The sequence below is a fragment of the Microbacterium sp. SYP-A9085 genome (genome assembly GCF_009649635.1).
Taxonomy (GTDB): domain Bacteria; phylum Actinomycetota; class Actinomycetes; order Actinomycetales; family Microbacteriaceae; genus Microbacterium.
Genome location: NZ_WJII01000006.1, coordinates 1 through 22,848, shown reverse-complemented (window position 1 = coordinate 22,848; position 22,848 = coordinate 1). Strand labels below are relative to the sequence as shown.

Here is a 22,848-nt window from a genome sequence, read left to right as displayed (position 1 = left end):
GACACGTCGCGGGACGTGTCGCGGGACCCCTCGCCGTCCGCCGCGAGTTGCCGTCCCTTGGTGCCGCATCAGGAGCGCGAAGCGCCAGCTCGGGACGGCGATTCCGGCAGGGGACTCGGCCACGCGGGGCCCGGCTCAGGGGAAGACGTGGGCGATGATGCTGGCGGTGTAGCCGACCGGGGCGAGGTTCGACCACACCGTGTCGATCATGACCCCCGCGCGCCAGAACATCGTGCGCCCGTCCATGACCGGGTACTGCTCATCCGGCCACGTGCGCTCACAGCGCGTACCCCGGGACGGTGTGTAGCACGTGGCGCCGGCGTCGCGCAGCTCGTTGAGCTGCGCCAACGCGGGGCCGCGCGCGACGCGCGCGATCGTCGTCGTGATCCCCGTCGTGTCGGCCCCGGGGTGGCGCCACACGCACATGAGCGAGCCGTCGGCCCGCACGCCCGTGGGGGCGAAGGCCGGGTCGTTCAGCGGAACATCCTTCAGCTGGGAGAGCACGTCCGCCGACAGGATCGCCCGGCAGTCCGTCGGCAGCGCCGCCACCGTCTCCTCCGTGGAGCTGGGGCTCGGCATCGCCGTGGGAGAAGGGGATGTCGTCCCGGTCGGCGGATCCGTCACCGTCGACGTCGACGGCGATGGGGCCGCGCCGGTGGGCGCCGGGGTCGGGGCGCAGGCGGCGAGGGCGCCTGCGAGCAGGATGCCGACGGCGAGGGCGGCGAGCGGGGGCCGGTGCATGGCCACACTGTAGGGGAGTTCGCGTCGGCCGGCGCGCCTCGACGCGCCCGGGTCGCCGACACGTCGGCATGCCTCCTGTCGGGCGGCGTGTCGCGCGGGTAGCCTCACGGGGTAGGGGACCGTCCCCATGTGAGGAGTCCTGCGATGAGTGATCCCCGGGAACCCGTGGGCGAGCCCGTCGACGAGCCGACGCCCGTCGACGACGTGGTCGGTCGGGCCCACGAAGGGCTGGCCGAGGCCGAGGCCGCTCGGCGTGACCGCGTCGACGAGTCCGCCGCCGCACCGACGGCCCACGCCAGCGACACGGATGCCGCTGCCGAAGACCGCGCAGCTGCCGCTTCGCGCGATGACCGCGCCGCAGCCGCTTCGCCCGACGACCGCGCCGCCGCCGCTTCGTCAGATGACCGAGCCGATGCCGCACTCGCCGACGACCGTGCCAATGCCGCGTACGCCGCACCCGCCGACGTCCGCGCGCGCGACGCAGATGCCGCCGCGTCGCGCGACGACCGCGCCCCCGCCGACGACCGCGGCCGAGCGGACGCCGCCGCGGCCGCCGATGGCCGCGCCGCCGACACGTACGCCCCCTATCACGGGGCCGACGCGTACGACGACGCGCGCGTCGCCGACAGGGAGCGCGCCGAGCCGGCCGCTCCCGCCTGGGATCAGCCCGCCTATGCGGCGCCCGCCGCCGCCGCGCCGCAGCCGATCTTCGTGCAGGCGCCCGAGGAGCCGCGCCCCCGCGGCAACCGCGGCGCCGCCGGCGCCATCGGCCTGGTCGCCGCCGTCTGCTTCGCGGTGCTGTACCTGGCCGCCGGCGCGGTGATCGGCCTGGTCACCGGCAGCGTCACCGTCTCCTCGATCGGCACGTGGCTCGCCGGCGAAGTGACGACATGGGGACTGTGGGTGCCGACCGTCGTCTTCTTCCTCGCGTTCTGGCTCCTCGGCGCCATCCTCGACCGCGGACGCTGGGGCCTCTGGGTGGTCCTCGGGGTGCTCGTCGGCCTCGCCGCCTACGGCGGGCACATCCTCGGCCAGCTGTTCGAGGCGCCGTTCTGGATGATCTCCGTCGACGAGGGCGCGAAGGTCGCGGCCGACCAGCTGTTCGCGCCCCTGGCCGTCGCCGCGTTCGTCATCGGCCGTGAGCTCACGGTGTGGTTCAGCGCCTGGGTGGCCGCCCGCGGCCGCCGGATGACGGAGTTGAACCTCGAGGCCCGTCGCGAGTACCAGCGCACTCTCGAGGCGGGGCCGCAGCTGGCCGACCGATGAACGACGCACCGGGCGGACCGCGCCCGGGCGCTCCGGCGCCCGGCTCGGTCCGCCCGGTGGTCGCTCTCGCCTTCGCGACGATCGGCTTCGCCGCGCTCACGATCGGCGGACTCGGCGTCGCCAGCCTCCTTCTCGAGGAGGATGTCATCTCCGCGCCCGGGTTCGGGCAGGCCCCCGGCGCCATCGGCACCGCCGCGGCGGTGGCCGTGTTCGCCGGCGCCCTGTGGGCCGCGGTGCGGCGCCCGCACCCCTCGTTCTGGGGCGCCGTGTGGGCGGCGATAGCGGCGTTCCTCGCCTACCTCGCCGCCGTCTGGATCGTCGGCGCGCTGGCCACCGCCGACATCGTCCTGGCCGCGGCCGCGGCCGGCCGGCTCGTGACATCCGGCTTCGCGTTCGTCGTCCTCGCCGCCGGCCTCGTCGCCGGCTGGGCGGGGGTGGCTCTCGTCCGGACCCGGAGCCGGCGCCCCCGCTGGCCCTGGGAAGACGACGAATCGCCCTGATGAACGGCGCGAAATGACGCGCCCGGACGGGCCTGTCCGGTTACGGTGGGAGACGTGGAGCGTTCGCTCGAGACGCAGGTGAGCCAGGCCGTCGACGCCTGGCTGCGCTGGCTTCCCCGGTGGGAGCCGGCGACGCACCGCGGACGGGTGGCCGTATGCCGGCGCTGCCTGGGCTCGCCAGTGCTCTCCGCCGCCGGGCTCGGCTCGGACGTGCCGCACGCGGTGCAGCACGGCCTGTCCACCCGCGTCAAGGCGATCGTCGACCGCGCCGTCGCCGAGTACACGGCGCGGAACCTCCCGATGCTGCAGGACGAGCTCGACCAGCAGGCCGACCGCAACCGCGCGCGCAGCTACCGGCCCGGCGAGGGGCTGGACCCCGAGTTCGAAGGGATGCCGCTGGACCCCGACCCGCAGCCGGGCGCGCCGTTCCTCTTCACCCTGTCCGGGATGGCCGCCGAAGCCGACGCCGACGTTCCCGCGCTGCCGCCGCTCAGCGACGACGCGAAGGCCGCCCTCCGCCAGGAGGTCGGCCTGGCCGACGAATACGCGAACATGATCGGGCGGGAGGTGTGCTCGGTCCTGCTCAGCCACCGGCTGCGCATCCAGGCCGCCGTCACCCGGTACGTCGAGCCGCAGGTGGCCGCCCTCCTCGAGGAGCTCACCCGCTCGCTCGACTCCCCGTTCGACCCCACCGACTGACCCTCGCGCCGCACCGGACACGCATCCCGCCCCGCCCGCACCCGCCGGTTCCGGCATCCCGCCCCGCCCGCCAGCCGCACGGGGTCGCGGCATCCCGGTTTGCTACGATTGCCGGGCCTGCCCGCTGTCTGCGCGCGTCGCGGGACGGCAGATGAGGGGCGCGCTCCGGATGGGGGTCCGCGATGCCGACGCGTCTGCCTTCGACGCCCCCCGTCCTGCCCGGACTCGCGTTCGTCCGCCCTCTCGGATCGGGCGGCTTCGCCGACGTGTTCCTGTACGCGCAGGACATGCCCCGCCGCCATGTGGCGGTGAAGGTGCTGCCCGCCGGCGTGCGCGACCCCGAGATGCTGCGGATGTTCAACGCCGAGGCCGACGTGCTCGCGCACCTGTCCGCGCATCCCTCGATCGTCACGGTGTACCAGGCCGGGATCTCCGCCGACGGGCGCCCCTACATCGTCATGGAGTACTGCCCGGGCTCGCTCGCGCAGCGCTACCGCCACGAGCGGCTGCCCGTCGACGAGGCGCTGACGATCGGCGTGAAGATGGCCAGCGCCCTGGAGTCCGCGCACCGCGCGGGTCTCGTGCACCGGGATGTCAAGCCCAGCAACATCCTGATCACGACGTTCGGGACCCCCGTGCTCGCGGACTTCGGGATCTCCTCCACGCTCGCCTCCCGCGGCGGTGACGAAGTGCTCGCTATGAGCGTGCCCTGGAGCGCCCCCGAGGTGATCGCCGAGCAGACCTCCGGAACCGTCGCCAGCGAAGTGTGGGGCCTGGGCGCCACCGTGTACTCGCTGCTGGCCGGGCACAGCCCGTTCGAACGGCCCGAGCCCGGCCAGAACACCCGTGAGCGGATGCGCCGCCGGATCCTGCGCGCGGTCTTCCCGCCGATGTCCCGCGCGGACGTGCCCGCCGGGGTGGAGGATGTGCTGGCCGTCGCTATGGCGCGGGATCCGCAGGAACGCTATCCGAGCGCGCTGGCGTTCGCGCAGGCGCTGCGCGACGCGCAGCGCGACATGGGCTTCCCGCCCACGCCGCTCGAGGTCGCCGTGGACGAGTGGGTCCCCGGCGACGAGACAGTGGATGTGCGGGATGCCGCGCTGCGCGGCCCCGCGATCAGCTCCGTGCCGCACGACTCGCCGCGACGCACGACACAGCCCGCCCCCCTCGCCACCCGCGCCCGCGACGAGGACGCCGACATTTCCGGCCCGACCGCCGCGGCCCGCGCGCGGATGTGGCCGTGGATCGTCGCGGCCGCCGTCGCGGGGGCCGCCGTGGTCCTCGTGATCTGGGCGCTGCTGGCGGGCGGGGGCTGACGTGCGGCGCCGTTCGCTGATCGCGGCCGTCGTCTCCGGCGTCGCCGCCGCCACCATGGTCATCACCGTGAGCGTGGTCTGGCCGGGCCTGGACGCGCGCTCCACGCCGTCCGAGGAGACCGCGGTGTGGGCGCTGCAGACCGCGCAGGGACGCCGCTACGCCCGCGTGAACACCGCGATCGGGGAGCTGGACACGGTGCGCAGCGTCGCGAACCCGTCCGCCGTGGCGCAGACCGGGGACGGCGCGTTCCTCTTCTCCGAGTCGTACGGAAAGCTCACCCGCATCGACGAGGCCGAGCCCACGGATCTGGACGACGCGACGCTGCGCGAGTCGCCGTCCACCCCCGCCGGCACCGTCGAAGTGGCGGTCTCCGGCGACTTCGTCGCCTACCGCACCGACGGCGGCGCCGTGTACGCAGGCCGGCTGTCGTCGGGCGACGCCACCCAGATCACGGTCCCCGGCCCCACCGGGAGCACCGCCCCGCTCGGGATCGGCGCCATCGCCGTCGACGACGCCGGCGTCGTCTACGGGTTCGCGAAGGACGCCGGCGCCGTGGTGCGCTACCGCATCACCGACGGCAGGCTGCTGGGGGAGGATGCCGTCACCGGGCCGCCCGACGGCGCGACCGTGGGCCTCACCGCCGCCGGCGGGACGTGGTTCCTCATCGACGCCGACAACGGTCGCGTGTGGCGCCGGGGCGGCGGGGCCGCCCGCACACTGCGCCTGGTCGGCGATGTCGCGTACGGCAAGGCCCGCGCCGCCGGCGACGCGGCGTGGGTCGCCGACGACACCGGACTCGTACGCCTTCCGGTGGACGGCTCGGCGCCGCAGCGGGTGGTCGGCGGCACCTCCGCCGACCTCGGCGCGCCGGCCCGGCCGGTCGTCGACGGCGACACCGTGTACGCGGCGTGGCTCGGCACCGGCGGCGGGACGATCTGGAGCTCGACCGGCGGCCGGCACGATCTCGGCTATGCCGGGCGGGCGCTGGACGACGATCGGCGACCCGTGTTCGCCGGCGCGGGGGCCGGCCTCATCCTCAACGAGACCCGCAGCGGCTGGGTCTGGAACGCGCGCACGGGCGCCCTGCTGCCCTCCAGCCAGGACTGGACGCTCGACGAGCGCACCGCCCCGCAGACCTCCACGAGCGACGCGCAGGCGCCCGTCGTGATCGACCCGAAGCCCCCGGTGGCCGAGCCGGACGCGTTCGGCGTGCGGCCCGGCGCGCTCGCCGCGGTGCCGGTGCTGCTGAACGACCACGATCCGAACGAGGACGTGCTGAGCATCGACCCCCGCAGCGTGACGGGGCTGGACCCCGGCTTCGGGACCGTGTCGATCACCGACAACGGGCAGCGGCTCGCGGTCCAGGTCGCCCCCGACGCGACGGGCACGGCGACGTTCCGCTACCGGGTGACGGACGGGACGGATGCCGACGGCCTGTACTCCGCTCCCACGACCGTGACGCTCACGGCGGTCGCGGCCGCCGCGAACCGGGCGCCCCGGTGGTGCGGCGTCGACGGGTGCCTGGCACGCTGGCCGTCCCCGCAGGTGGCCCCCGGCGGCACCGTCACCATCCCGGTGCTGAACGGCTGGGTCGACCCCGACGGCGACCCGCTCATGCTGCTGTCGGTCACCGACGACGACGGCGTCGGCTCGGTGGCATCCACCCCCGCCGGCGACATCGTCTACCAGCACACCGACGCCTCGGTCGGCGAACCGCAGATAGCGCAGCTGCGGGTCACCGTCGGCGACGTGCGCGGCGCGACCGCCACCCGCACGCTGACCGTGCGGATCACGCCGAAGCCGAAGCTGTCCGCCGAGTCGTTCACGGTGGTCGAGGCGCAGGGCAACGGCCTGACCGTCGACGTCGGCGACCACGTGTCGGGCACGCAGGGCCGCCTGTCGCTGTCCGCGGTCCGGGTGCTCGACGAGGCCGGGGCCGAGGCGGTCGCGCCCTCGGGCGGCACGGCGTTCGACTTCACCGCGGACACACCCGGCGTGTACCGCGTGTCGTACACCGTCACGGACGGGCAGAGCGAGGCGTCCGCGACCGCGCGGATCACGTTGCTGGCGAAGAACGCCCCCGCGCAGTTGTCGACGGCGCCCGTGGTCGCTTTCGTGCGGCCGCAGCAGGATGTCACGCTCGACGTGTTCGGCGCCGTGAGCAACCCCACCCGCCGCGTGCTGCTGCTCAGCGACGTCCGGCCCGTCGTCGCCGACGGCGCCACGATGTCCGTGGACGTCGTCGGCCAGAACTATCTGCGGATCTCCGGCACCACGGCCGACGGCAGGCCCGGGCAGCTCGGCACCGTCCACTACACGGTCTCCGACGGCACCGACGACGCGGGCTCGCGGATCACCGGCGAGGCCACCGTGTACCTGCTCCCGACCAGCGACGAACTCGCCCCGATCGCCGTCGACGACGCGATAGTGGTGCGCGCCGGCGCGCAGGTGGACATCCCCGTGCTCGACAACGACGTCGCCGCCTCGGGCGGCACCATGATCCTCGACCCCAGCTCCGTGCGCTCCGCGGCCGCGGGGGCACTGGCGTTCGCATCCGGGCGGATGCTGCGCTACCTGGCGCCGTCGCGGCCCGGCGAGGACCGCATCGAGTACACCGTGTACACGGCGGGGTCGCCGACGCTGTCGGACACCGCCGCGGTACACGTGAAGGTCATCTCCGACGACGCGAACCGCCCGCCCCGCCCGCGCACCCTCGTGGGGCGCGTGCTGACCGGGCAGAGCACGACGATCCCGTTCCGCCCGTTCGGGGTCGACCCCGACGGCGACGGCGTGTCGCTGGACCGGATCCTCACCCAGCCCGCGAGCGGATCGGCGACGATCTCCCCGGACGGCGAGTCCATCGTCTACACGAGCGTCCCCGGATTCCACGGCCAGGTGTCGTTCACATACCGCGTCGCCGACGCTTTCGGCGCCACCGGGACCGCGACCGCCCAGGTCGGCGTGCTCGACGAGCAGGCCAACCCCAGCCCGGTGACGTTCACCGACTACGTCCAGCTGCAGCTGGGCGCCGACAACACGGTGCGGGTGAGCCCGCTCGCCAACGACGTGGACCCCACCGGCGGCACCCTGACCCTCACCGACGTCCGTCCCGACGCCGTCCCGACGCTGCTGGACGGCAGCCCGAACCCCGAGTACGCGCGGCTGGAGGCCCTGCTGGCCGGCGTGCGCGACGACGAGGTCGAGATCCGCGCGGGCCTGGACGCCGGCACCATGTCGTTCCTGTACGACGTGACCAGCAGCGCCGGCAACACCGGGCGGGGCCTGATCGTGGTCCGCGTCGTGCGCGACGCCGTCCCGGACTACCCGGTGATCGCAGACACCGCCCTCACCGCCGCCACTCGCGAGCGGCTGCCCGGCGGGATCGACGTCGTCTCCGGCAAGGTCGCCTGGACCGGCGGCGACGTGTCCAGCCTGACGCTGCGGCTGTGGGGCGACCCGGCCGGGCTCCGCGTGCAGGGCCACCGGATCGCAGGCCCCCTCCCCCAGCACTCCCGCATCGTCCCGTTCTCGCTGACCGGGCGGACGGCCGCCGGCGTCGAGGTCACCTCGTACGCGTTCCTGCGCATCCCGGGGGAGGACGACCTCACCCTGGCGCTGCGCCCGGACCTGAAGCCGCAGAAGGTCACCGAGGGCGAATCCGTCACGTGGGACATGGCCCGGCTCGTCAGCATCCCCACCGGCGCGGCACTGGAGGTGGGATCCGATGTGACGGTGTCCCATGCGCGTGACGCCGCCGCCTGCGTCCGCGCGTCGGGAACCCGGGTGCGCTACGACGCCGGCACCGGCGCCCCCTGGGCCGACGCGTGCGTGGTCCCGGTGCGCCTGGTCGGCCAGGCGGAGTGGACCCTGCTGTCGGTGCCCGTCGCGGTGGCGGCACTGGCCCCCGTGCCGGTGCTGGCCCCGGCATCCCTCACGGTCAGCCCGGGCTCGACCGTGACGTACGACCTGCGCACGCTGACCACCTGGCAGGGCCGCACCGACTGGGACCGGATCGCCTACCGTGTCTCGCACCGCGGCGACGGCTTCACCGTGGCGCAGAAGGGCGCGACCCTCACCGTCACCGGCGCCGACGACGCACGCCCGGGCGCGGAAGAGGTCGCCGTCGTCGAGGTCACCAGCCACCCCGGCGTCGCCCCGGCCCGGATCATCCTGCGCGTGGGCGCGGTGCCCTCGACGCTGCCGCAGGCCGGCACCGTGGCGCAGCACTGCTCGCAGGCGAGCGGGTCCTCCTGCACCGTCGGGGTCATCGGCGGCACCGGCGAGGTGAACCCGCTGCCGCGCACGCCGCTGACGGTGGTCGCCGTGCGCCCGGCGGGGGAGTGCACGGGCGTCGCGTTCACTGTCACCGACGCCGCGCACGTGCGCGCGTCGTGGACGAAGGACACCCCCGGGCAGACGTGCACGGCCTCATTCTCGGTGCGTGACGCGCAGGGCCGCGAGACCGCCGGCGACCGCGACGGCCGCATCCTGTTCGACCTGCAGGGCTACCCGAAGGCGCCCGCCGCACTCGTCCAGTCCGGGTACGCCAGCGGGCAGGTGACGCTGCGGGTGGATGCCGGGCCCAGCCGCCTCGCCTACCCGGCGCTGAGCGGGTTCCTCCTTCGCTACCAGGGGAACGTCGTCGCCACGTGCGCCGCCGACGGCACGTGTCCCGTGATCACCGCGCCGAACGGCGAGCAGCGCCGGTACACGGCGACCGCCGTGAACGCGGTCGGCGAGTCCGACCCGGTCGCCACGACGGCGTGGGCGTACGACGCACCCGCCACCCCGTCCAAGGTCACCGCCCAGCCGATCGTGACCTCCGGCGACGGCGGCATGGTGTCGGTGACGGTGGACGGCATCGACCCGTCGCAGACGGCCGGTGTGCGGCTGACCAGCGACGCCGGCGACACCGTCGACGTGCCGGTGGGCGATGGCGCGAGCTCCGTGTTCGTGCCGAGCTACCGGATCGGCACGAACACCGCATCCCGGCTCACGGTCACCCCGTACTCGCGGTTCTCGCTGCCTCCCGGCTTCGACGGCTCGACGACCGGACAGTCCCGCTCGATCTTCGCCAACGGCGTCGGCGCGCCGAAGAGCCCCGCGCTGGCGGTGGCGAGCCAGACCGTGAACGGCGACGGCACCGCCACGATCACGATGCGCGGGTCCGTGCTCCGCAACGGGGACGGATCCACGGTGCGCCTGGCCATCGTCGAGGACGGGCAGCTGTGCCGGCCCGCCGACATCGGCGCCGACACCGCGGTCCAGGCGACGTTCACCGCCCGGATCGGGCAGGCGCCCACGTACCGGCTGTGCGCGGCCTCCTGGTACGGCGGCGACTCGTTCGGGCGCGTGGAGACCACCCAGCAGGTGATCGTCAAGCCCACCGCCGGGTCGCCCACGCCGCGGGGCTACACATTCACGGTCGCCGCACAGCCCGACGTGTCGGGCAACCGCGCGGAATGGACGATCAAGACGAAGCCCTCCAGCAGCACGGACACGGCGCCCGGCTGGGCGGACGTGCAGATGAGCGGCTGGCCGTCCTCGGTGTTCGACGCCGACCCCGGCATCCGGGTCTGGTACCAGTGGGGGCCCTACCAGGGCGACCCGGTGGCGGTGGTCCCCGCCGCGGGCACCGCGCCCACCCAGGTGCAGGCGCAGTGGGGCGTTGCAGTCTGCAACGGCGGCGACCCGCTCAGCTTTACGACCCGGTCCTCCGCAGGGGCGGCGTTCGCGTTCGCCGCCGCCGGCGCGGTGTACCGTGACGCCGACGGCACGACGCTGCCGACGCCCGCCGACGGCACCGTGCCGGTGGGGGCCGCGTCGGTGTCCGGCATCGGCGTCACCGTCAGCTGGGGGAAGTGGGGGCTGAACGACGCCACCTCGTCCTTCGGCGCGAGCTGCACCCCGAACGACCCGTCGACCCCGTCCCCGACCTCCTCGCCTGCCGACAGCGGCAAGTGACATCCCGCATCACCAGGAGCCCTGCATGACGATCCCCCAGGAACAGGCCACGTGGTTCGCCGACACGTTCCGCGCCCTCGCCGACAACGTGGAACAGGCCGTGCTCGGCAAGCGCCACGTGATCGACCTGGTGCTGACGGCGATGCTCAGCGACGGCCATGTCCTGCTGGAGGACGTCCCCGGGACCGGGAAGACGTCGCTGGCCCGCGCCCTGGCGCAGTCCGTGCGGGGCACGAACACCCGCATCCAGTTCACGCCTGACCTGCTGCCCGGCGACATCACCGGGATTACCGTGTACGACCAGAAGACGGGGGCGTTCGAGTTCCACGCCGGCCCGGTGTTCGCGAACATTGTGCTCGCCGACGAGATCAACCGGGCCAGTCCCAAGACGCAGTCCGCGCTCCTGGAGGTGATGGAGGAGGGGCGTGTCACGATCGACGCCGTCACCCGCCCCGTGGGCGTCCCGTTCCTGGTCATCGCCACGCAGAACCCCGTCGAGCAGGCGGGCACGTACCGGCTGCCGGAGGCGCAGCTGGACCGGTTCCTGATGAAGACCTCGCTCGGCTACCCGGACCACGCCGCCACGGTGCGGATCCTCGACGGCGCCGCCGTCCCCACCGCGCAACTCGAGCCGATGGTGACGCCGCAGACGCTCGTGGCGATGGCCGACCTCGCGCGCGGCGTGTACACGAACGCACTCGTCCTGGACTACATAGCCCGCCTCGTGGACGCGACCCGTGCCGCGGAACAGGTCCGGCTCGGCGTCAGCATCCGCGGCGCCCTCGCCCTGACCCGTGCCACCCGGACCCGGGCGGCGTCGCAGGGGCGCACGTACGCGACGCCCGACGACGTGAAGGCGCTCGCCGTCCCGGTGCTCTCGCACCGGCTCATCCTGCACCCCGAAGCCGAGTTCGACGGCGTCACCGCCGAGGCCGTGATAGGCCGGGTGCTGCTGGATGTCGCCCCGCCCAGTCACCGCGAGACAGTATGACCGGATCGACCCGTCCGCGCGTCCGCACCGGCGGCAGCCTGCCCGAGGGGGCCACCCTCTCGAGCACGTTGACCGCGCCCGATGGGTCGACCACCGTGCGCACCCGCCTGGCCGGTCTGCGCCGCGGATGGCTCGTCGACGCCGTGATGACGGTGCTGCGCGACGGGCGGCGGATACGGGACGCCGCGGGCGTGGCCGGGCGCTGGCTGCGGGAGACCGTCAACCCGGCCGGATGGCTCGTCCTGACACTCGGCACCGTGATCCTCGCCCTCGGCTGGGCGTTCGGCTGGATCGAGGCGCTCGTGGCGGGATTCGCGTCGCTGGCCCTGCTCGCGATGAGCCTGCCGTTCCTGTTCGGCGCGCGCGGCTACGACGTGTCCGTGCACCTGAACCATGAGCGGGTCGTGGCCGGCGACCAGCTCGACGGCACCATCACCATCCGCAACGTCGGCGGCCGCACCGCCCTGCCCGGGCGACTGGACCTGCCCGTCGGCGATGGGCTCGTGGAGCTCGGGGTGCCGCTGCTGCGCCGTGGCCACGAGGTGTCCCAGCCGGTGACGATCCCGGCGCTCCGGCGCGGCGTGATCACGGTCGGTCCGCCCACCGCGGTGCGCAGCGACCCGGTGGGCCTTGTCCGCCGTGAGCACGAGTGGGACGAGCGGCACGAGATCTACGTGCACCCGCGTACCGTTGCGGTGCCGGCCACGAGCGGCGGCCTCATCCGCGACCTGGAGGGCCGGTCGAGCCGCCGGCTCGTGGACGCGGACATGTCGTTCCACGCCATCCGCGAGTACGTGCCCGGGGACGCGCGGCGGCAGATCCACTGGAAGTCCACCGCGAAGACCGGCCGGCTCATGGTCCGTCAGTTCGAGGAGACCCGCCGGTCCCGGCTGGCCGTGATCCTCAGCCTCGCCCGCGGCGAGTACGAGACCGACGACGAGTTCGAGCTCGGCGTCGGCGTCGCGGCATCCCTCGCCGTCCAGGCGGTGCGCGACGGACGCGACCTCGACGTGGTGACCGGCGCCGAGATCCCCCGTGTCGTGCGGGGGAGGATGCAGTCGATCGAGGTGCTGCAGGCGGGCACGCCGCGGGGGCTCCTGGACGGGTTCTCCCGGCTCGACGCGCATGACGACACCATGCCGCTGCCGGAGGTGTGCCGTCTGGCCGTGGAGGCATCCGAGGTGCTGTCGCTCGCTTTCGTCGTGTGCGGCTCGCGGACGACGCCGCTGCGGCTGCGGCAGGCGGCGCTGGCGTTCGCGGCGTCGACAGCGGTCGTCGCCGTCGTGGCCGACGAGAAGGCCGCGCCCCGCACGCGGGCCCTCGGCGATCTCACGGTGATGACGGTGGGGCTGCTCAGCGACCTGCCGGGCCTGCTGCTGCGCGGCGCGCAGTCCACCATGGGCACGGAGGCGACGGCATGAGCCGCCGGGTGGTGGGGCGGCCGGATATCGCGGCGCTGCGCACCCGGTTCGTGCTCGCCGGGACCGCGTACGCGCTCGCGATGGCCGCCGTCGCGGCGTGGGCCGCCTGGCCCGTGTACGCCGACCCGCGGTTCCTGCTGCTGGCGGCCACCGCGGTGCTGGCCGGGGTCGTGATCTCGTGCGCCGCCACGGTATGGTCCTGGCCCGGCTGGCAGACGACGCTCGTCGCCGTGATCGGCCTGGGCCTGCTCGGCTTCGGGATCGCCGCGCCGCCCGCCGACACCGGGGGGATCGGCGCGTCCGTGCGACAGGTGGCCACCGGCGTGGTCACCGGCTGGAAGGACCTGGTCACGGTGCAGGTGCCGGTGGGCACGTACCGCAACCTGATGATGCCCGCCCTGGTCGTGTTCCTGTGCGGCACGCTCGCAGTGCTCCGGCTCGCCTGGCGCCCGCAGCGGTACGGCACGGCCGCCTCCGCCGTCGCGATGGCGATGACCGCGTTCGGGCTGCTGTTCGGCCGCACCGTCGTCAGCGGCCCCCTTGCGATTGGTCCGGTCACGATCCCGGCGTTCCGCGAGCTCGCGTGCGGGGCGCTCGCGCTCGTGCTGTCGGTGTTCTGGCTGTCGTGGCGGTCGGCCGCGTGGCGCCGCGACGCGCTGCGCCGCGCCGCCGACGCCAGCGGCGTGCGCCTGGCGCGGCGCCGGACCGGGTCCGACGCGCGCCGCGCGGCCCTCGCCGCCGGCATGGTCGTGGTCGCCGTCGCCGTGGGGGCGCTGATAGCGCCCGCCGTGGCCGAGGGACGCACGCGCGAGGTGCTGCGCAGCGGCACCGGCCCCGCGCAGGCCATCAGCCGCGCGGTGACCCCGCTGACCGCGTACCGCACGAACTTCACGCAGGCCACGTTCACCGCGCCCCTTTTCACCGTGACCGCCGTCGACGGCCCGCTGCCCGACAGCATCCGGCTCGCGACCCTGTCCTGGTACGACGGCGCCGCCTACGCGGTGGCACCCCAGGACGAGGTGGACGCCCGGTTCCTGCGCGTCCCCGCCGTGCGCAGCGCCGCAGCGGGACCGGTGTCCACGGTCCGCATCGGCGTGGAGGGGCTGCGCGGCATCTGGCTGCCGACGTTCGGGTCGCTGCAGAGCCTGCGCTTCGCCGGGGCGGACGCGCCGTCCCACGCCGACGCCTTCTACTACGACGCCGGCTCCGGCGCGGGCGTGCAGGCCGACGGCCTGCACGCCGGCGAGACGTATGAGATCACGGCATCCCGTCCCGCCGTCCCCGCGCTCGGATCGCTGCGAGCGCCGGGCGACGAGCCGCAGGTCGTCGTCCCCGAGAGCGTCAAGACGTGGATCCAGACGCAGGATGCCGGGACCGACGGCGCGGGACTTGCACGTCTTGTGCAGCTGCTACGGGAGCGCGGATACCTCAGCCACGCGCTGACGGCCACCGCCGGCGCCGACTGGGTGCGCGCCCTCGGCCCCGGCTACGCGTTCCAGCCCAGCACCTCCGGCCACTCCCTCGCCCGCATCGACGCGATGTTCCGGCGGTTGCTGGACCGTGAGGCCAGCGCCGATGGCGGGTCCCTCGTCGCGGCTCCCGGCGACGACGAGCAGTTCGCGGTCGCGGTGGCCCTGATCGCCCAGCAGCTGGGATTCCCGTCCCGCGTCGTCGTGGGCGCCCACCTGCGCGCCGCCCCCGGCATCGCCGCCTGCCAAGGCGGGGTGTGCACGGGCGGCGACCTGGCGGTGTGGACCGAGGTGCGCTCCTCCGCGGGAGACTGGGTACCCGTCGAGGTGACCCCGCAGCACACCGAGAGCGCGCAGAACACCGTGACGCGTCAGCGCGACCCGGAGAACCCCACCGACGTGCGGCCCCAGTCCGCGCAGGTGGTCGACCCGCCCGACCCCACCCGGCAGGAGTCCGCCGACACCGGCCGGACCCCCGACGAGGCCGCGAACCTCGACGGCCTGTGGGCGGGGCTGCGGATCGCCGGCATCTCGCTGCTGGGTCTGCTCGTGGTCATCGGCCCGTTCGGCGCGGTGCTGACGGCGAAGCTCGTCCGCCGCCGCGGCCGCCGCGGCGCGCCGGCCCCCCGCGCCCGGATCGAAGGAGGCTGGGAGGAGTACGTGGACGCCGCCGTCGACCACGGCCTGCCCGCCCCGCACGCGCAGACCCGGACCGAGCTCGCGACGGCGTACGCGACGCCGCACGCCGCGACGCTGGCGGTGACGGCGGACCGGGCCGTGTTCTCGGATCAGGACCCCCGCGACGACGACGCCGCACGGTTCTGGTCGATCGTCGACGACGAGCGCAGACGGATGACGGCGGCCGTGCCGCTATGGCGCCGGGTGCTGGCGGCCGTATCGTTGAGATCGTTCCTGCGGGGCCTGCCCCGCACCGCACCGCACCGCGACCGACGCCGCCCGGCCACACGTTCCACGGCACCGGGGACCAGCACGGAGGGGAGGGGGCGCGCTCAGCACGCGACGCCCGCCGAATCATGAACGACAGCGTCATCGCCGCAGGCACGGCATCCGTCCTCGTGTCCGTGCTTCTGGGCCTGGTCGCCTACGTGTGGACGGCGCTGGCCCTGCAGGCCGTGTTCCGCAAGACCGGCGAGCAGGGATGGAAGGCGTGGGTGCCGATCCTCAACGGCGTCACGCTGCTGCAGCTGGGCGGCTTCAGCGGATGGTGGATGCTGCTGCTGATCATCCCGCCCGCGGCCGTCGTGCTGTACGTGCTGATGATCGTCGCGTGCCACCGGCTGAACGTCGGATTCGGCTACGGCGCCGGGATGACGGTCCTGGCGGCGCTGCTGTTCCCCGTGTGGGCGAGCGTCGTGGGCTGGTCCAGCAACCGCTGGGTGGGTGCATCCCCCGGCTCCGGCCACCGCGTCGGGCCGGTGCGCACCGGGGCGCCCGCTCCCGCGCAAGCGATGGACGCGCCACGGCCGCAGGCGCTCGCGTGGCACACCGGCGCGCCCGCCGCATCCGCCGCGGCCGCGCGCACCACGACCGCAGGGGACCGGATGTCCCCCGCCACGGGCCCGGTGCCGGCGGCATCCGGCCCACTCTCGTATGTCCCGGCCGGATCCGCGCCGTCGGGCGCCGCGCCGATGACCTCCCTCGCCGATCGCGAGCCGCTGCTGGACACACCCGCGTACGGCGACGTCCCCGAGGAGTCGGACGGCTTCGACGACCTGCGCGCCCGTCATCACGCGCCGTTCACCGGCACCACCCCCGTCGTGACGCCGGCGGACGACGTGCCCGCCGCGCCGCGCCCCGCCGTCGCCACCGAAGAGCCCGCGCCGGCCGTCGATCGACGTGCGTCCCCGGCTGGCGACGACGTCCCCGCGGACCCCGTGAGTGCCGCGGCCGCTCCGCCGGCACCGGCGACCGATCCCTGGGCGCCGCCCCCGGCGACGCGCGCGCCGTTCGGCTCCGAGCCGTACGGCTTCTCCGACACGTCCGGGGAGGTCTCGGCGGTCGCCGGCGCCCCCGTGCTCGGCGCGCCGATGGCCGCACGCTCCTCGGTGTCGGCCCTGCGCGGACAGCCCGAGCTGCCCGACGCGGAGTCGGCGTTCGACGAGACGATCCTCGCCGCCCGCAGACGGACGGCGTGGATGCTGGTGCCGCCGCTGGGCGCGCCCATCGCCATAACGCAGGACGTGCTCATCCTCGGCCGCCGGCCGAGTTTCGACCCCGCGTTTCCCGCCGCGCAGCTCGTCCCGATCGCCGACGAGACCCGCACGATGTCCAAGACGCACGCGCGCCTCGAGCTGCGGGACGGCACGTGGGTCATCACCGATCTGGACTCGACCAACGGCGTCGTGCTGATCGACCTGGACGGCACCGAGATCGAGGTGGCGCCGGGCCGGCCGATGCCGATAGTGGAGCGGTTCCTGCTCGGCGACGCCGAGCTCGCCCTCGCCCGCGACAACACGTGATGACCGACCCGCGGCCCCTGTACGACATCCCGGAGGACACCATCCGGGTGCGGCCCCGACCGCGGCGGATGGCGCCCGACGACCCGCCGGGCGGGGTGACCGGCCCCCGGCGCGGCACGTACGTCCCCCCGGAGCACCTGGATGAGACCGTCGTCTCGGGCCGGTCGTCGCCCGCCCGGCTGCCGGACGACGACATCGAGGACACCGTGGTGTCCCGCCGGCGCCGCACGGCCCTCGAGGCCGAGGCGGCCGCACACCGTGCGCCGGCCGACGCGGATGCCGGCGACCGGTCGCGGGCGCTCCGGTCCACGGTGCTCCCCGACGACCTCGACCGCACCGTGGTCTCCGGCCGTGTGCCGGGCCGGATCGCGCCCGTGCCGGATGTCTCCGGCTTCGACGACATCGACCAGGCGCTGCGCCTGGGCGCGGCATCCGAGGAGACGATCGTCACCCGGCAGCGCACCGGCGGCGTGCGCCGCAGCCCGGCCCCGCCCGTCGACGCCGACGCGCCCGTCGAACCGCCGCGGGCGATTGCGCACGCGGCGCCGCGCCCCGCGGAGGCGTCGCCGCCGACCGTCCGGACGGCGTCGGCCGGCCAGCCCGAGCGCGCCATCTACCGACCGCGTCCCGCCGAGCCGGTGCGCATCGATCGCGCGCCCGCGCCGCCGCGGACCCCGGCACGGCAGTCGGGGACGCCGGCCCGGCCGGCCCGGCGCCGCAGCCGCGCGGCGCTCGTGGCGGGAGGCGTTCTGCTGGCGGCGGTGGCGGCGGCCGCCGTCGCGCTGGCGGCACTGCTCGGCATCCCCGCCCCCTGACCCGCGTTTGACCGGGTCCTGTCCGGGCGCGTATCATTGGGTCAGTGTGCGCTCATGCGCCCTCGAGTTGTGCCCGCATGCGGGTGCGGCGAGGGGAACGCTGGACCGCACCTCTCAGGGAACGGCCTGCGAACAGGCCACCCCCACGGCATATCCACCAGACAACGCCCGGCGCTCTCGCATCGTGCCGGTGGATCCATGTGAGCCCGTGGGCTTCCGGACCGACAGGCCCGGGATGTCACGGGGGAGACACGAATGCTGTCACCGTGCAGCACAACAGAGAAGGAAGAACGTGCCAACCATTCAGCAGTTGGTTCGCAAGGGGCGCTCGCCGAAGGTCTCCAAGACCAAGGCTCCCGCCCTGAAGTCGAACCCGCAGCAGGCGGGTGTCTGCACCCGCGTGTACACGACCACGCCCAAGAAGCCGAACTCGGCGATGCGCAAGGTCGCCCGTGTCAAGCTCCGCAACGGCACCGAGGTCACCGCGTACATCCCCGGCGAGGGCCACAACCTGCAGGAGCACTCGCTGGTGCTCGTCCGCGGCGGTCGTGTCAAGGACCTCCCGGGTGTGCGGTACAAGATCGTCCGTGGCGCCCTGGACACCCAGGCCGTGAAGAACCGTAAGCAGGCTCGCAGCCGCTACGGCGCGAAGAAGGGTTGAGACAGATGCCTCGTAAGGGTCCCGCCCCGAAGCGCCCCGTTGTCAACGACCCCGTCTACGGCGCGCCCGTCGTGTCGCAGCTGGTCAACAAGATCCTCGTCGACGGCAAGAAGTCGCTGGCCGAGTCGATCGTCTACGGCGCCCTGAAGGGCGTCGAGGCGAAGAACGGCCAGGACGCCGTCGCCACCCTGAAGAAGGCGCTGGACAACGTCCGCCCCACCCTCGAGGTCAAGAGCCGCCGCGTCGGCGGGTCGACCTACCAGGTGCCGGTCGAGGTCAAGCCGCACCGCGCGAACACGCTCGCGCTGCGCTGGCTGGTCAGCTACGCCAAGGGTCGTCGTGAGAAGACGATGACCGAGCGCCTCCAGAACGAGATCCTGGATGCCTCCAACGGCCTGGGCGCCGCGGTCAAGCGCCGCGAGGACACGCACAAGATGGCCGAGTCCAACCGCGCGTTCGCGCACTACCGCTGGTAGCAGCATCCTCGTCCGCTCGCTCGGGGGCCTGATCCCAGGCCCCCTGGGCGCGCGCGGCGGGACGAAGGGCCGGTCACCGGTCCGGACAACTTTCAACACGTAAGGAAGACATCCCGTGGCACAAGACGTGCTCACCGACCTCAAGAAGGTCCGCAACATCGGCATCATGGCGCACATCGATGCCGGCAAGACGACGACGACCGAGCGCATCCTCTTCTACACGGGCGTCAACCACAAGATCGGTGAGACGCACGACGGCGCGGCCACCACGGACTGGATGGAGCAGGAGCAGGAGCGCGGCATCACCATCACCTCCGCCGCGGTGACCTGCTTCTGGAACGGCACCCAGATCAACATCATCGACACGCCCGGCCACGTCGACTTCACGGTCGAGGTCGAGCGGTCGCTGCGAGTCCTGGACGGTGCCGTCGCGGTGTTCGACGGCAAGGAGGGCGTGGAGCCCCAGTCCGAGACCGTGTGGCGCCAGGCCGACAAGTACGACGTGCCCCGCATCTGCTTCGTCAACAAGATGGACAAGCTCGGCGCCGACTTCTACTTCACGGTCTCCACGATCGTGAACCGGCTCAAGGCCAAGCCGCTCGTGCTGCAGCTGCCGATCGGCGCCGAGAACGACTTCGTCGGCATCGTCGACCTGGTCGAGATGCGCGCCCTGGTCTGGCCCGGCGACGCCAAGGGCGACGTGACGATGGGCGCCCACTACGAGGTCGAGGAGATCCCCGCGAACCTCGCCGACAAGGTCGCCGAGTACCGCGAGAAGCTGCTCGAGACTGTGGCCGAGTCCGACGACCACCTGCTCGAGAAGTACTTCGGCGGCGAGGAGCTCACGGTCGCCGAGATCAAGGGCGCCATCCGCAAGCTCACCGTCAGCGGCGAGCTGTACCCGGTGCTGTGCGGATCCGCGTTCAAGAACCGCGGCGTGCAGCCGATGCTGGACGCGGTCGTGGACTACCTGCCCTCGCCCGAGGACGTGCCCGCCATCGAGGCGCGCGACCCGAAGGACGAGGAGAAGATCATCGAGCGGCACCCGCGGCGCGACGAGCCGTTCGCGGCGCTCGCGTTCAAGATCGCGGTGCACCCGTTCTTCGGCCGGCTCACGTACATCCGCGTGTACTCGGGTCACATCGACTCGGGCGCGCAGGTGATGAACGCGACCAAGGGCAAGAAGGAGCGCATCGGGAAGATCTTCCAGATGCACGCCAACAAGGAGAACCCGGTCGACGCCGTCACCGCCGGTCACATCTACGCCGTCATCGGCCTGAAGGACACCACCACCGGTGACACCCTCGCCGACATGGCCGCCCCCGTGGTGCTGGAGTCGATGACATTCCCGGAGCCCGTCCTCGAGGTTGCCATCGAGCCCAAGACCAAGGCCGACCAGGAGAAGCTGGGTGTCGCCATCCAGAAGCTCGCCGAAGAGGACCCGACGTTCCGCGTCGAGCAGAACTCGGAGACCGGCCAGACCGTCATCAAGGGCATGGGCGAGCTGCACCTGGACATCATCGTGGACCGCATGAAGCGCGAGTTCAAGGTCGAGGCCAACGTCGGCAAGCCGCAGGTCGCGTACCGCGAGACGATCCGCAAGACCGTCGAGCGGCACGACTACACGCACAAGAAGCAGACCGGTGGATCGGGTCAGTTCGCGAAGGTGCAGTTCGCGCTGGAGCCGCTGGAGATCACGGCCGAGAAGACGTACGAGTTCGAGAACAAGGTCACCGGTGGCCGCATCCCGCGCGAGTACATCGAGCCCACCAACCAGGGCTTCCAGGACGCCATGCAGGTCGGCGTGCTGGCCGGCTACCCGATGGTCGGCGTGAAGGCGATCCTCCTGGACGGCGCGTCGCACGACGTCGACTCGTCCGAGATGGCGTTCAAGATCGCCGGCTCGATGGGCTTCAAGGAGGCCGTCCGCAAGGCGAACCCGGTCATCCTCGAGCCGATCATGGCCGTCGAGGTGCGTACGCCCGAGGAGTACATGGGCGACGTGATCGGCGACCTGAACAGCCGCCGCGGGCAGATCCAGGCGATGGAGGACGCGCAGGGCGTGAAGGTCGTCCGCGCGCTCGTCCCGCTGTCGGAGATGTTCGGCTACATCGGCGACCTCCGGTCGAAGACCTCCGGTCGCGCCGTCTACTCGATGGAGTTCGACAGCTACGCCGAGGTTCCCAAGGCCGTGGCCGAGGAGATCATCCAGAAGACCAAGGGCGAGTGATCGCCCGGATGCCACGGCGGTACGACACGGCCGTGGCATCCGCCCCTCTCACAACTTCACACAAATCCACCACACCCTCTCTATTACACTGAGAGACATCCCCGTAGCGAGCCGGTCGCAATCCAGTGCCCGGGATCCCTACACGACCGTCCTGAGGAGGACCCAGTGGCTAAGGCCAAGTTCGAGCGGACCAAGCCGCACGTGAACATCGGAACGATCGGTCACGTTGACCACGGCAAGACCACGCTGTCTGCCGCGATCTCCAAGGTGCTTGCCGACAAGTACCCGTCGGCTGTCAACGTCGTGCGCGACTTCTCGTCGATCGACTCGGCTCCCGAGGAGCGTCAGCGCGGCATCACCATCAACATCTCGCACATCGAGTACGAGACCCCCAAGCGTCACTACGCCCACGTGGACGCCCCGGGTCACGCCGACTACGTCAAGAACATGATCACCGGTGCCGCGCAGATGGACGGTGCGATCCTCGTGGTCGCCGCCACCGACGGCCCGATGGCGCAGACGCGCGAGCACGTGCTGCTGGCCAAGCAGGTCGGCGTGCCGTACCTGCTGGTCGCGCTGAACAAGTCCGACGCGGTCGACGACGAGGAGATCCTGGAGCTCGTCGAGCTCGAGGTCCGCGAGCTTCTGGCCAGCCAGGGCTTCGCCGAGGACGCCCCGGTCGTGCGCGTGTCGGCGCTGAAGGCGCTCGAGGGCGACGAGAAGTGGACGCAGTCGATCCTCGACCTGATGCAGGCCGTCGACGACAACGTGCCGGACCCGGTGCGCGACCGCGACAAGCCATTCCTGATGCCGATCGAGGATGTCTTCACGATCACCGGCCGTGGCACGGTCGTGACCGGTCGCGCCGAGCGCGGCACGCTCGCGATCAACTCCGAGGTCGAGATCGTCGGTCTGCGCGCGACGCAGAAGACGACCGTCACCGGTATCGAGATGTTCCACAAGCAGCTCGACGAGGCGTGGGCCGGCGAGAACTGTGGTCTGCTCCTGCGTGGCACCAAGCGCGACGAGGTGGAGCGCGGCCAGGTCGTCGTCAAGCCCGGCTCGGTGACCCCGCACACCAACTTCGAGGGCACGGCGTACATCCTGTCCAAGGAGGAGGGTGGCCGTCACAACCCCTTCTACACGAACTACCGCCCGCAGTTCTACTTCCGCACCACCGACGTCACCGGCGTCATCTCGCTGCCCGAGGGCACCGAGATGGTCATGCCCGGCGACACCACCGACATGGCGGTCGAGCTGATCCAGCCGATCGCCATGGAGGAGGGCCTGGGCTTCGCTATCCGTGAGGGTGGCCGCACTGTCGGCGCCGGCACGGTGACGAAGATCATCAAGTAGTCCTTTCGGACCTCCACAGGGGCCGGATCCTTCGGGATCCGGCCCCTGTGTCGTCCGCGGGCGGCGTGCGTTTCGGCGGCGCGTAGGCGCGTCCCGGGGGTGCGTGAGCGCGACGCGCCCGGGCGTCACAGGCGATTTGGCGCGCGCCCGCGGATCGCGTAAAGTATCTCTTGTTCGCCCCAAAGGGTCGTGCGGAGAGGCCGGAAGGCCCCGCCCCCTCAAGCAGCGGACCACCCCGAGAATCAGCGCTTCGGCGCGACGTTCCGGGGGATCCCTATCCTTTCAGAGGATCGACGGGAGCGGCCTCGGCTGCCGCCGTCGGGTTTGACTCTGGATGCGGGTCGGGTATGATTGTGAAGTTGCCCTGCGTGATGGTTTTGGCCTGGTCGTGGGTGCGTCCGATCCTTGAGAACTCAACAGCGTGCACTTGTCAAATGCCAAATTATCCTCGTCCTGACTGTT

Annotated in this window: 15 protein-coding genes; 14 read left to right on the top strand and 1 reads right to left on the bottom strand. The window is 72.9% G+C overall.

All coding sequences use genetic code 11. The annotated features are described in order from the left end of the window. Nucleotides 1–135: 135 nt before the first annotated feature. Entirely contained in the window at nucleotides 136–741 is a 606-nt protein-coding gene (locus GH740_RS11700; RefSeq protein WP_153746295.1) for a hypothetical protein, read from the bottom strand. Nucleotides 742–885: 144 nt separating this feature from the next. Between GH740_RS11700 and GH740_RS11695 the strand changes: the two genes are divergently transcribed. The 14 genes from GH740_RS11695 to tuf all read left to right on the top strand — a co-directional run bounded on the left by GH740_RS11695 (nucleotide 886) and on the right by tuf (nucleotide 22,386). Beyond that, the gene (locus GH740_RS11695) at nucleotides 886–2,007 is read left to right on the top strand and encodes an ABC transporter (protein WP_153746294.1); all 1,122 of its coding nucleotides are present in this window, start codon (nucleotides 886–888) and stop codon (nucleotides 2,005–2,007) included. Continuing rightward, nucleotides 2,004–2,507, top strand: a complete 504-nt coding sequence (locus tag GH740_RS11690) for a hypothetical protein (RefSeq protein WP_153746293.1) — start codon at nucleotides 2,004–2,006, stop codon at nucleotides 2,505–2,507. The genes GH740_RS11695 and GH740_RS11690 overlap by 4 nt, the downstream gene beginning before the upstream one ends. A gap of 54 nt (nucleotides 2,508–2,561) precedes the next feature. Next, nucleotides 2,562–3,206, top strand: a complete 645-nt coding sequence (locus GH740_RS11685; RefSeq protein WP_367641523.1) for a spermidine/putrescine ABC transporter substrate-binding protein — start codon at nucleotides 2,562–2,564, stop codon at nucleotides 3,204–3,206. A 182-nt stretch (nucleotides 3,207–3,388) separates the two neighbouring features. After that, nucleotides 3,389–4,522 (top strand): serine/threonine-protein kinase, encoded by a 1,134-nt coding sequence (locus GH740_RS11680; RefSeq protein ID WP_153746292.1) that lies wholly within the window; start codon nucleotides 3,389–3,391, stop codon nucleotides 4,520–4,522. A gap of 1 nt (nucleotide 4,523) precedes the next feature. Continuing rightward, on the top strand, nucleotides 4,524–10,487 hold the full coding sequence (locus tag GH740_RS11675; RefSeq protein ID WP_153746291.1) for an Ig-like domain-containing protein: 5,964 nt from the start codon (nucleotides 4,524–4,526) through the stop codon (nucleotides 10,485–10,487). Between the two features lie 25 nt (nucleotides 10,488–10,512). Continuing rightward, on the top strand, nucleotides 10,513–11,478 hold the full coding sequence (locus tag GH740_RS11670; protein WP_153746290.1) for a MoxR family ATPase: 966 nt from the start codon (nucleotides 10,513–10,515) through the stop codon (nucleotides 11,476–11,478). Continuing rightward, nucleotides 11,475–12,899, top strand: coding sequence for a DUF58 domain-containing protein (locus GH740_RS11665; protein WP_253941395.1), 1,425 nt, complete (start codon nucleotides 11,475–11,477; stop codon nucleotides 12,897–12,899). The genes GH740_RS11670 and GH740_RS11665 overlap by 4 nt, the downstream gene beginning before the upstream one ends. After that, nucleotides 12,896–15,406, top strand: a complete 2,511-nt coding sequence (locus GH740_RS11660) for a transglutaminase domain-containing protein (protein WP_153746289.1) — start codon at nucleotides 12,896–12,898, stop codon at nucleotides 15,404–15,406. Before GH740_RS11665 ends, GH740_RS11660 begins: the two co-directional genes overlap by 4 nt. Then, the gene (locus GH740_RS11655) at nucleotides 15,403–16,848 is read left to right on the top strand and encodes a DUF5684 domain-containing protein (RefSeq protein WP_153746288.1); all 1,446 of its coding nucleotides are present in this window, start codon (nucleotides 15,403–15,405) and stop codon (nucleotides 16,846–16,848) included. The genes GH740_RS11660 and GH740_RS11655 overlap by 4 nt, the downstream gene beginning before the upstream one ends. Then, nucleotides 16,848–17,663 (top strand): hypothetical protein, encoded by an 816-nt coding sequence (locus tag GH740_RS11650; RefSeq protein WP_153746287.1) that lies wholly within the window; start codon nucleotides 16,848–16,850, stop codon nucleotides 17,661–17,663. The genes GH740_RS11655 and GH740_RS11650 overlap by 1 nt, the downstream gene beginning before the upstream one ends. Before the next feature lie 292 nt (nucleotides 17,664–17,955). Next, a complete protein-coding gene (gene rpsL / locus GH740_RS11645; RefSeq protein WP_013584051.1) occupies nucleotides 17,956–18,324 on the top strand; it encodes a 30S ribosomal protein S12 in 369 nt (122 codons plus the stop codon). Between the two features lie 5 nt (nucleotides 18,325–18,329). Beyond that, entirely contained in the window at nucleotides 18,330–18,800 is a 471-nt protein-coding gene (rpsG, locus tag GH740_RS11640; RefSeq protein WP_153746285.1) for a 30S ribosomal protein S7, read from the top strand. Between the two features lie 115 nt (nucleotides 18,801–18,915). Beyond that, on the top strand, nucleotides 18,916–21,030 hold the full coding sequence (gene fusA / locus GH740_RS11635) for an elongation factor G (protein WP_367641522.1): 2,115 nt from the start codon (nucleotides 18,916–18,918) through the stop codon (nucleotides 21,028–21,030). Between the two features lie 165 nt (nucleotides 21,031–21,195). Beyond that, entirely contained in the window at nucleotides 21,196–22,386 is a 1,191-nt protein-coding gene (tuf, locus tag GH740_RS11630) for an elongation factor Tu (protein ID WP_367641521.1), read from the top strand. Nucleotides 22,387–22,848: the final 462 nt, after the last annotated feature.